Origin of the sequence: Crocosphaera sp. Alani8 (assembly GCF_038442745.1) — a bacterium.
In the GTDB taxonomy this organism is placed as follows: Bacteria; Cyanobacteriota; Cyanobacteriia; order Cyanobacteriales; family Microcystaceae; genus Crocosphaera.
The window spans coordinates 1-10,981 of record NZ_JARVCN010000087.1 but is presented as its reverse complement, the minus strand read 5'-3'; the positions used below and the strand labels follow the sequence as shown (position 1 = coordinate 10,981).

Below are 10,981 nucleotides of genomic sequence, written 5' to 3'. Positions count from 1 at the left end.
ATCGAGAAGCGATCGCTGTCCCTAAAACTTCAATAATTTCTAGTAATTCCTCACGACTCATCTGTGTCGTTTGCTGTGTCGTAAGTTGTGTTGTCTGTGTTGTATTGTCTAAAATATTAGCGTTATCAGTGCTTTCTAGATGTGTCGTTACTGAGGTAACAGGTGTGTAGTTTTTTAGGCTGCCACCATTTTTAATGTGTAGATCCAAGTCGTCTAATTGTTGGATCATTGGTTCGGTGGCGTAGGCTTTGCCGTCGTCATCTTTGGGTAATTTTAGTCCGACAGCTTCCAAACGAGAGTAGAGAGATTTACGAGATTGAAGCTTATAGCGTTGCCGAAGGCACTCGCTCCGCGAGACCGCATAATTCTTTTACATTCATGGTGTGTTGTTGTCAGGATACAGGTGTGTCGTCTTCAGGTAACACTGTATAGTTGAAGACGACACACAGACAAGGGATCACCTATTTTTAGGAAACTTGATGAAGAAAGCGGGCAAAGTTTAAGAGTTCTTGCTGTTTGTCTTCAGATAAGTTATTAATAACAGCATTTAATCGTTCTGAAACTGACAGCCAAGTTTTAGTTTTTGCTTGCCAAACTACTATAAACTGTTGCTCTGACAGGGTACATAAAGCAGTGGTTTCTCCGTCTTCATTACTAAATTCGACCTCATACTTTCCATCGTCAAAGCATTCAACAATGCTTCCTTGACTGCCAATAAACTGTTTAGCTTCGGGTAAATTTATTAGTAATTCAACGACATCAAACAGTGACGGTTTTCTCATGATCTTTTCTTAACATATAGGGTAACTAATCTAGCTGTTTTGGCGTTCAGTTCTCTTATCCATCCTGTTCGCACGATTTCTTGTTGATCTGGTTCTATGCCTGTTATTTCTAAGTCGATTTGATAGCGTTCTCCATGCTCATCTTTAAATTGAAAGGTAGCTTCTGCGTCTAAAGCTTGGTCATAAATTTGGTCTAGTAAGGGTTGATAATTATCTTTGGTATAGCCTAAGTGACGTTGAAACATCAAGGCTTTATTGGCTCCTTTAGGGTTATCTGGATTAAGGGCATATTCTGTTAGTTTACGGGGGTTAATTTCTATGTGGTTGACAAGTTCTTTGAGTTTCACTTACCCTTTCCATCCTTTGGTTCAGGAATGATTGTATGGTTTAATAGGACGTGAGAATTGCGTCTTGAACGTTCTATAAAGTTTCCTTAGCCAAGGGTTGGGTCATTATGGTTAGCCTGATGGACTGCGATCGCCATGCAGAAGAAAATCTCAAATTGACTGCACCCATACCCGTAACCCTGCATCCGGCAAGCGTCTATTTATCGGGGTTGGGAGAAGGTAGCCGTCGCACTATCCGCTATTCTCTTAATACTATAGCGTCGTTATTAACGAATGGGGACTGTGATGCGGATACCTTAGATTGGTCTATGCTGCGCTACCACCATACGGCTGCGGTGAGGGTGGCTCTGTTGCAAAAGTTGGCTCCTGTGACGGCGAATAAGATGCTGTCTGCGTTGCGACGGGTGTTATTAGAGGCTCATCGCTTGGGGTTGATGGCTGCTGAGGATTATCAAAAAGCGGTGGATTTTCCCAATATTCAAGCCGAACCGGAGTTAAGGGGGCGATCTCTTGATTCAGAGGAAATTAGGGCGTTGTTGGGGACTTGTGGAGAGGAGAGTGCGATGGATATTCGGGATGCAGCCATTATGGTGATGTTACGGGGGACGGGAATACGACGCTCTGAGTTGGTGAAGTTAGAATTAAGGGATTTTGAGTCGAGTACGGGGGAGGTGTTGGTGCGTAAGGGGAAACGGGGGAAAAGTCGACGGGTTTATTTGCCAGAGGATACTATTTCGTATATTCAGCGATGGTTAGGGGTGCGAGGGGAAGAGGAGGGATGTTTGTTTTGTCGTATCCATCGAGGGGGTCATTTAAAGTTAGGCCAGATGCACTCGGATACGGTTTGGCGTATTATACAGAAACGGGCAAAAATGGCGGGAATTGAGTCGTTTTCTCCCCATGATTTCAGGCGGACGTTTTGTAGTGATTTATTGGATGCAGGGGTTGATATTGTCACGGTGCAGAAGTTGGTGGGGCATAGTTCTCCGGTGACGACGGCTAAATATGATCGACGGGGGGAGGAGACGAAACGACGGGCGGTGCAGTGTTTAAATTTGAGCTAGGATTTCTGACCTGACGGGGTTATAAGTCAGTTGAAAGTTTACTACATAGGAATCACTACCCACTAATTTTGGCAACAGTCCCTAAATCTGTAAATATTTGTAAGTATTTTGATTTTATCATACGAAAATTTGCTCATACTTTTTACAATAATCTATATTAAGTCATTAAATCAATATTAAGTATAATGCCTTTACACAGAGTTAGATTTAGAAACAATACGACTAATGCTCGTATTATTAGAACACTTGCAACATTTACTTATAGTGACGGTTCTAAAACATCTGATCCAAGTGATGGGAGACCTGGATCAGTTAATATTGGACCTGGCGAAGATGGCTACCGTTTTTCGAGACCTGCATCTGCTTGTTCACAAGAAGTGTTTATGTTTCTGGTTTGGGATGGTGGTTCTGGCGGAGATACCGCAAATGCAGGTGATGGTTATTGCTTGACTTTAACTGGTCTTGAGCTTAATCCTGCATTGAAGGTATCTGAGTCGAATTCATCAGATAACTTCTACACTATTACTAAATTAGATCCTGACACGGGAAATCAAGTTCCAATAGATGGTGAAATACCTGAAGAATTTAAGCCTCTATTAAAAGAATTCTAAAGCAAAAGGTGCAGGGCTATTTCATTCTAAAGAGAGCCAAAATATGCTTAGTCCATAACTGCAAAATGGTGTTTGTATAGCAGACGAGAAATTTTGGTCGGTAAGGGATTTTTAAATAGTTACTGTCCCATTTACGATGATTGGTAATCAGATTATTGATCGCTTGTGATAACGATTTAGCAACGGTTTGAGAAAAAACTGTCCCAGAAAAAGTCTAAAGTGAGACACTAGCTCAAAAAAACTCATCTTGTTCAGTAGCGATCGCTATGAAATTTCACTCTTAAAATCAAGATCCTCTGTTTGTAAGGGGTTCAGCATTTTAATTTTCCTTACCGACCAAAATTTCTCCATTGCTATACAAAGGCGAAAATCGTTGTGCTTGTGGCATATTGGTTCTGTTGCAAAAACTTTTTTTTAGTTTCCCTGCGAGAAAACCGAGCTGTATCAACATTCATAGTGTTTACCTTATAGAAGCAGTTCCACAGGAAAATACCAAAAAATACCTTAGATTATTGAATGACCATTTAAAACAGAAATACTACCACTCCCTTTTTTGATTTTTATTTTATTATCTTGTAAAGGAATGAATTCACCTGGATTTAAACCAAAGGTTTCACCTAGTTCAATAACTGCTTTTCCATTTTCAATAGTGATAACAGCTGCAGTAGAATAAACATCATCTTTTATCTTATTTTCAGTCATATTTTTTATCTCTATAATCTATAAATTTACATATAGAATAACAATTTATTTAGCATTTATTGGCATTTAAATGAGTTTTGTTTTAAAAATTAATAAAAGCTTATAGATTAATTAAATATTGATAAGTTTCGTCTCATTAACTAAAATTTTTGCGATGCAGGTGTTGTGACGGCTATAAGATTCTAGATCAAGTCTACAAATTCGGGTTTGGGTAGCAACTGAGAAAAAACTGCCGTTTAGAAATTAGCGATCACTGTACCAATTAAACCTATCTGAAATGAGAAGCTTGAAACCCTTGATATCTCGTTCTAATTGGGGTTTGAGCAGCATCTGTGACAAAAACCACGCTAAGGCTGAAACTCTTTCTGGGGAAAGATTTTAGAACTCAACAAGTACCTCAACGGTGTAGAAGAGCGCACTTGCTACTCAAACCCCGTACCCCCATTTGTAACGCTCCCCCTGCTACTCACTTAACAGCCGCAATAGGTTCAGCCTGCCTGCACCATAACGAGGGTCAAACTCTTTCCCTTCCATATCTGGAACTTTGTCAGCTGTTTTTCTGAGTAGCATACGTACTTCAGACGGCTTCATTCTTCCTTTATTAGCCAGCACTAGAGCCACAGCACCTGTAACATGAGGAGTAGCCATTGAAGTTCCAGCCCATGCATCGTATTGAATGTCACGCGCTCTTGATATTCTCCCAACCTTATAATTATCACCATCGCACACAGCTTCAAGCGTCAGATGTCCTGGATAGGTAGGCAAAGTAGACCAAATTGCATTTCCAGGAGCAGATATCGAAATATGGTTACCAAAGCTTGAAAAGATCGTTACCTTATCATCTTGTTTAGTAGCGCCAACAGCTATCACATCAGGATAAGCAGCTGGATACATCACAGGATTTCCTAGCTCTGCAGAATTTCCCATCCCTGCAACAACTGTTGTCCCATTTTCTATCAAGCGACGAAAAACCTCGATTTCAAATGGATCGGACTCAGTGCCAGCAATGCTTAGGTTAACGACATCAATATTCTGCTTTATACAGTCACAGAGCGCGCGAAGGTACAAACAGTCATTGGTCAAGTACTGGTAACCATTTTCACCACACTGAACAAAGTCAGGTGTATCATCAAAAACCTTCCAGATACCTAGATGACAATCGCAAATTCCGTTAATGCCAATATCATTATTGATAGAAGCTGCTATGGTTCCTGCAACATGAGTTCCATGCCCCAAGATATCTCTATTACTGGAGGGATTAGCTAAATCTGGAGCATCAAAAACATAGTTTTTGATTTTTCCTTTTAGATCAGGATGATTCACATCAATTCCGGTATCAAGAACAGCTACCTTGATATCAGTTGCTTCACGAAAGTCAGGTAAGGCTCTTGCATCTGCCCAGCGTATTTTTTTCAGGTTCCATATGGTTGGAGGAGGAGTAGCTGTAATTCCTAAATCAGGTCCTCCGGATTGAGTTGATGCTACTAGATAACGTATAGGAATGCGTGAAGCGTACTCAACATTTGGATCATTGGCCAAAGCTAACTGAATTTCTGGTAGATATTGAGCATCTTCAAGTTCAATAATACTAACACCTGAACATACATCATCTGAAGGCACTCTCTCTAGACTTGCTTGAAGCGCTGTAAAGACATCTTGCGTCGCAAGTATAGAAACTTCCTCGGCTCTTGGAGGTGCTATAGGAGTAACTTTTCTTATTAGTCCAGCTCGGTCAAAAGTAGAAAGAATTGCCAGACCTGGGTAGGTTAAGCTACTTATTCTTTGACTTCCTCTAGCTGCTGAAAATATTGTGTTAAGGTTTGCTGATGAACGTATTTTAACAATTAGCTTTTCTTTACGAAATCTAGGTAATTGCGAACTTGAGGGAATAAAAGCATCCATAATCGTCGTTGAGGCTTACTATAGAGAATTTCTTTTTCAATTCAGTCCCATTCTATATATCCTGGCAGACTACTGAATAAAGTAGGTTCAAAATATGATGAAACTTAATAATTGCTTTTTTGTCGCAAAAACTGGATAGAAGCAGAATCTCTAAATGATTCATCAGTAAGTCACCCCTAATGTAATTAAATAATTATTTATACCAGGGGTGACTCACTTGAGTAACTATGCAGCTTCATTCATTAAGTTGGACTCATCTCGTTTCAACCATCGCTCAAATATTTCACCCCGTTGTTCCGAGTTTAGATTACACCCTTTATAGATCCTCATCTGTTTACCCTTCCGTCGTTCCCGTCGGTCAAAGATAAGCCCTAAATCTAATTTATCAAGGAATCGTTGAGCCACAGAGATGGCCGTATCCATTTCCCCTATCCAAAAACCAAACACCGTTTTAATATGAGACTTCATCACAGGGGTGGTGATCTTCTCATACCATTCTTGTAATGAATCTTTATCAAACTCCGCATCTGGATCTAAGAACTGTAAAATATCCAACTGAATTAAGAAAAATAGTTGAGTTCCAAGGGTAGATTTACAAACATCAGGTTTGAATAATTCCCCATTATCTGACTGTTCTTTAAGTTGAGTGAGATTATGTTTTTCTTTATCCTTTAAATGAGCTTCACCAACAGTTAAATAATAAAGTAACTGTAACTTAGGGAACCATCCTTTATCGTGTTTTTCTACCATTTGGGGGCTAACCTCTTCGGTGAGATAAGCACGGCTGATTTCGGCTTTCTTTAAGGTTTCTTCTTCTGAGTCACTTAAGTCCTTCCTTTCCTTAAGTTCTTGATAGGTTTTGTGGTCAATCTTCGGGGACTTAGATACCCTGTCAGTATGCCCTCCATAATTACTATTTTTAACTGATTTAACCTCTTTACTAATCTCAGTGTAATCATTATCTAGATCATCGATGTCTATAAGTTTATAGCCGATGTTTTCACATTTCTTAAAGAAAGTATCAGCTAAGTTATGATTGTTAGTATTAATAACAACGGCTCGTTTCGCCCAAGCAATTAATGAAGGGGAACAGGATTTAATATCTTCACTTTCCTCATAAAAAGTAACATCATTAGCTTCAGTAATGCCCATTTTTTGTAATAAGCTAATCTGTGCCGATGCTAGTTTATGAGTGGAGGACAGTAAGGATTTAATATCATTTGACCCATTACCTATTTGGTGGGGACTCCATTGTTTACACCAGACATAACGGGGTATATCGGTTCTGACTCGTTGTAAGGTTTGACAGATCCCATCAACGGTTTGCACCCCATGACTCAGGACATAAACGGAGTCAAAATGGTCAACGTCAATGCTCACCCCGGTTTCAATAACGGGACTACAAATAACAATATCAAATTGTGGGAGAACCTCATTTAATTTCTCAATACATCCACAAGCGGGGTGGTTTTTCTGTGTGACGGTTTTTCGGTCAATTCTTAACACTTTAAGTCCGGGGAATTTCCGCTTAAAGAAAGCTTCTAAGGTACGGGTTCCCCAAGTGGTTTTGTATTTTCGTCCGTCGGTATGAATAATAACTTTATGCCCTTTCTTGATATTGTCTTCTAAGTGACTGATTAATTCTCCTGGGTCTTTTTTAAGGAAGCGATACAGTAATCTTTCCGCTTCGGGTACATAGCTATTATTGACAATGAATTTAGGGACTTTATAGCCGATTAATTGTTCAAGGTAGTTAATACTAATGGAACATAAATCAGCATCAGCTATGAAGATTTTACCTTCTTTGGATTGGGCGACTCGTTGTAATAGTTGTTTGAAGGTTTTAAGGATTCTGACACGGTTTTTCTGGCAAGTTCCACCATTGAGTAAATGCCATAAAACTTGTTCGACTTCATCGATGATAACGACGGCATCTTCCCATTGTTTGGCTTCGGGGTCAAAGGAGGGTTTGGCCTTGGGATGTAAAGAGTCGATACAAAGGGCATAGCCAAACTGCCCGAAACATTGATTGTCTTTAACTTCGGTACGGTAGTCGATCCCGAAGCGACGGGCTAATTCACGGGCTAATTGTTCCCGATGGACAATGATAATGACTTTTTGGTGGTTGGCTAGGTAATAGGCTATTTTTTTGGCTAACCATTCGGTTTTTCCTGTGCCGTGTAGGGATCTGACTCCAATGAGTTTGGCATTTTGGGGATATTGTAAGCTTTCAGGGATATATCGCTCGTTAATGGTTAAGTCAGGGATGAGGTGGCAAAAGCCTTGGATCTTATACTCAGCCAAGGATAAACGGCTCTCATAGACGCTTTCAAAGTAATCTTGACCCTTTGAGTGGATGAGGTCGTCAACGCCCTTTTCAGGGGCATCCCAGGTGAGGATTTTAACTTGACAACCGGCTCGGCTAAATAAACCGCCTAGTCGTTCGGTGGCTTTTTTAACGTTGATACGGGTCTTTAGTTTAGGATCATTGTCGAAACAAATACTAATTTCCCGTCCAACTGTTGCAAATAGGGCTAATTGGGGAAGGAGACGGGGTAAACCGATTTTGTTGCCAAGGGCATCTTTGGGAATGGGACAGCCATTCCATATCCCAGAAATGCAGATGGCTGCGATACCGATAGAGAGTAAGGCTCCGGCTTTTTTGGCTCCTTCAGTGATGCAGATGGGGAGGTTAAGGTCGATGACTAAGGGCCAGAAACCTTGGTCTTCTGTCTCCATAAAATCAAGTAATTTGATTCTATCGAGATTATTTAGTTTTTTAGAGGATTTTTTGTATTGAGAGTAGGCATATTCAGCGTATTCTTTGCCTAAGCCGGCTTTTCTGAAAACGTTTAAGCCAATACGGTATGTAACCCGTAGGAACATGGCCTCGGTGGGGACTTTGGGGGGGGCTTCATATTTAATGATTTTTTCTTTGGCGATCGTTTCACCACCAAAACCATTATCCCCTTTGACTTCAACGATGACTCTGGGGGTATCAGATTTGAATTGTCCCCATAATTGTTCTTCTCCGGTTAGGGGGTTAACGCCACTCACCCACCATCCCCCATTATTTAGGTGGGAATATTTTTTAAGGTCGCCTGATGTGAGTCGCCCGTTATTTAAACGCTTGATGTCGTCGCTATAGAACAAATACTCATAAGGGGTGTTGCCTGATAGGGATTTGACGTTATTCGCGATGATAGCAGGAGCGACGGAACTCTCTAGCCATTCTTGGTAGTGTGGGGCTTTGATGTGAGCGAAAGTTTGGTTTTGTTGTGTCCCTGTGTTTTCCTTCATTGGTGCTTTCCATGAGTGTTGGTGAAAGCGACCCATACAGGGAGGATGCTGTCTTATTTAAGCTTTAGGGTTGAATGTCACTGTTAGACAGTAGAAACTACCTTCAAAGGATTGGTGATGGTAGATTGACTAAAAATTGGAGAATGCCAGCTTCATGAGTAAACAAGCCTTTTATTGTCAGAGGGAAATCTTTAATCTCCAAAATCAACAATAAAGCAACAAAACTTTAAGAGAGAATAGACAATCTTCTGAACCTGGCTAAAAAGCAAGGGATTGTCTTTTTTTGCTCTGAAATCTCCAAATTTCGGTCAAGTAGTTAAATTTTGTCATGACAAATGACATATAGGTGTTGTAATGCTACACTAAAATTAATAAAATTAAGACAGCAACCCCCTGTGACCCCCCTACAGTTATCTCGTGGCCAAACAAGATTTTGAACTGTTAGGAGGTTTGGGTTGCTCCTAGCTTTTAAAACTTCATAAAACTATTCTTTGGCTTTACACCGTTTCAAGTTTTTCAAAGCTTAAAAGCTTGAGTAGCGGTTGCGTTGTCTGGGAAATGGTCATACAAGTATGCAGATATTTTCCCTTGTTCTTAAATATACCGAATAAGTAGACAGAAAGCCAGCCCCAAAATTTAATGGGGATGGGTGTTTAGCGAGACAATCCCCGTCCTCTGCGTTTTTGACGTTCCTGCTGTTCCCTTTGCCGTCGAATTTCAGCCATAAGAGCGTCATTCCAATCCTTATCATGTCTAGGGACTATCCGATTAATTTGAGCAGTTTCAGGAGCAAGATTCCTTAATTCCTGTTCCATTGCCTGACCAGCTTCATCATTATCAGTAGCAATCATAATATGTCCCCCTTTATTATGGAACTTTTCAAAAACCCGTTTCAGTAAGTTTTTTTGCTTATCTGATAAAGTGCCACCAGTAGCAAAGTAGCGGGTAGTCTCATCAGGGAAGAGTTGATGATAACTTAAGCAGTCCAGGGGACTTTCACAAATAACCAGTGTTGTATCATCAGGTGAACCGTTAGAAGCCCATAAACCCTTGATCCCCCCCTTAGAAAAGCTCTTAAACTCCTGATTACGCAGTTCATAACCACAAACTCCTTCACGGTCTGCATGGGGGAAAATAACATTATGACGGTGGTCAGTGTAAATTCTCCCTTGAAATCTAGGGTCATTGCTGGTCTGTTGGCTAATACCCCGTCGGGTTAAATAAGGATGAGTGAAGATTGCTTGGAACCCTTCAAATTGAGTAATGATTTTATGTCTGTCTGGGCTACTTGGGGTTAGTTTAGGCGTTGCTTGTTTAGGAGAATAAGGAGGATTAGAAGGTTCATTTATCCAGGGTCTAAGTTCTTTTCTCACTTCTCCTAAGTTGAGATTTCTTCTATTCTGAATAAAATCAATGATGGAACCACTATCCTTATCGTCATTAACTGATGAGTAAAAGTAGTGTCCATCGGACTGATTAAGACCAACGAGAATCTTATCCCCTCGGTTATCTTTAAGAACAAGACAGTTAACTGAACTTTTCTTTTTGTCTATGCTGTAACCGTTAGCTTGAGCATAATCAGCGAGATTAATATCAGTTTTAAACTTATCCAGTTCTTGTGCTTGTTGGTCTTTTATTCTTCTAAGACGTTCATGATGTCTTGATAAGCGTTTTCTAGCCTTTCGATCCTCTCGTGAAAGTCGTTCATTCTGTTGTTGAATGAGTTGATTGTTTCTGAGAAGTTCTTGATTAATTCGTTCTGTTGACTGATTAAAGACTCCAATCTTTTCGTCTGTTGCTCTAGTGATTTGTCGATTAATTTCTGTTGTTCTTTCTTGTCCTGTTCGTATTGAATGGCAAAGTTTTTGAAGGTTTCTAAAAGTTCTTTCTCTAGTGGGGTCATCGTCTTCTTCTACAGCTTGATACAGGGCTTCCCTTTGCATTTCCAGTCGGTTTTGTGGTTGCTGTTGGGGGGTAGGATTATGAATTTCCCCTGGTTGGTTTGATACAGTTCGATGCCCCAAGTCTCCTGTTTGAGTTGGTTGAGGGTCGCTTTGTTGGTCTGAATCTGTTGAAATTGGCTGGTTAAATATTGACTCATCCCCCAACTGCCGGCTAAGGTACCCACTAAGGTCAGAAGAAAAGTCGCTGCTGGGAGATAAGCCACCCATTGCGACCAAATTAGGACTTGTTTGGTGATTTGTCCCGTATTTTTGTTGATGGAACTCAGAGCGTCTTTGAATGTGTGCCGTGAGTCTTGCTGAAATTGTTGT

At 40.4% G+C, this 10,981-nt stretch carries 8 protein-coding genes and 1 pseudogene; 2 read left to right on the top strand and 7 right to left on the bottom strand.

Annotation, left to right across the window (positions count from 1 at the left end; all coding sequences use genetic code 11):
- The 3 genes and pseudogenes from P9B04_RS06450 to P9B04_RS06440 all read right to left on the bottom strand — a co-directional run.
- Positions 1-292: pseudogene (locus P9B04_RS06450) on the bottom strand (hypothetical protein); the annotation flags it as partial.
- Between the two features lie 175 nt (positions 293-467).
- Positions 468-782 (bottom strand): DUF4926 domain-containing protein, encoded by a 315-nt coding sequence (locus P9B04_RS06445; RefSeq protein ID WP_342054173.1) that lies wholly within the window; start codon positions 780-782, stop codon positions 468-470.
- Entirely contained in the window at positions 779-1,129 is a 351-nt protein-coding gene (locus P9B04_RS06440) for a DUF6883 domain-containing protein (RefSeq protein WP_342054172.1), read from the bottom strand. Before P9B04_RS06440 ends, P9B04_RS06445 begins: the two co-directional genes overlap by 4 nt.
- Positions 1,130-1,236: 107 nt before the next feature.
- On the opposite strand from P9B04_RS06440, the gene P9B04_RS06435 reads away from it, so the two are divergent.
- Together P9B04_RS06435 and P9B04_RS06430 are read left to right on the top strand one after the other, a co-directional pair.
- Entirely contained in the window at positions 1,237-2,193 is a 957-nt protein-coding gene (locus P9B04_RS06435) for a tyrosine-type recombinase/integrase (RefSeq protein WP_342054171.1), read from the top strand.
- Positions 2,194-2,378: 185 nt separating this feature from the next.
- On the top strand, positions 2,379-2,804 hold the full coding sequence (locus tag P9B04_RS06430) for a hypothetical protein (RefSeq protein ID WP_342054170.1): 426 nt from the start codon (positions 2,379-2,381) through the stop codon (positions 2,802-2,804).
- Between the two features lie 504 nt (positions 2,805-3,308).
- Here P9B04_RS06430 and P9B04_RS06425 read toward each other — a convergent pair.
- The 4 genes from P9B04_RS06425 to P9B04_RS06410 form a co-directional block, all read right to left on the bottom strand.
- Entirely contained in the window at positions 3,309-3,506 is a 198-nt protein-coding gene (locus tag P9B04_RS06425) for a hypothetical protein (RefSeq protein WP_342054169.1), read from the bottom strand.
- 462 nt (positions 3,507-3,968) lie between these two features.
- On the bottom strand, positions 3,969-5,408 hold the full coding sequence (locus P9B04_RS06420) for a S8 family peptidase (protein ID WP_342054168.1): 1,440 nt from the start codon (positions 5,406-5,408) through the stop codon (positions 3,969-3,971).
- A gap of 225 nt (positions 5,409-5,633) precedes the next feature.
- Complete coding sequence (locus P9B04_RS06415; protein ID WP_342054167.1) at positions 5,634-8,708, bottom strand: plasmid replication protein, CyRepA1 family; 3,075 nt, start codon at positions 8,706-8,708, stop codon at positions 5,634-5,636.
- Positions 8,709-9,361: 653 nt separating this feature from the next.
- Positions 9,362-10,981 (bottom strand): DUF3991 and toprim domain-containing protein (locus P9B04_RS06410; RefSeq protein ID WP_342054166.1); only part of this gene is annotated, 1,620 nt, incomplete at its 5' end.

Bases quoted from the DNA above. Each gene is read 5' to 3' on its own strand.
- P9B04_RS06420 (WP_342054168.1), bottom strand. From the start codon at position 5,408: ATGGATGCTTTTATTCCCTCAAGTTCGCAATTACCTAGATTTCGTAAA.
- P9B04_RS06430 (WP_342054170.1), top strand. From the start codon at position 2,379: ATGCCTTTACACAGAGTTAGATTTAGAAACAATACGACTAATGCTCGT.
- P9B04_RS06445 (WP_342054173.1), bottom strand. From the start codon at position 782: ATGAGAAAACCGTCACTGTTTGATGTCGTTGAATTACTAATAAATTTA.
- P9B04_RS06425 (WP_342054169.1), bottom strand. From the start codon at position 3,506: ATGACTGAAAATAAGATAAAAGATGATGTTTATTCTACTGCAGCTGTT.
- P9B04_RS06435 (WP_342054171.1), top strand. From the start codon at position 1,237: ATGGTTAGCCTGATGGACTGCGATCGCCATGCAGAAGAAAATCTCAAA.
- P9B04_RS06415 (WP_342054167.1), bottom strand. From the start codon at position 8,708: ATGAAGGAAAACACAGGGACACAACAAAACCAAACTTTCGCTCACATC.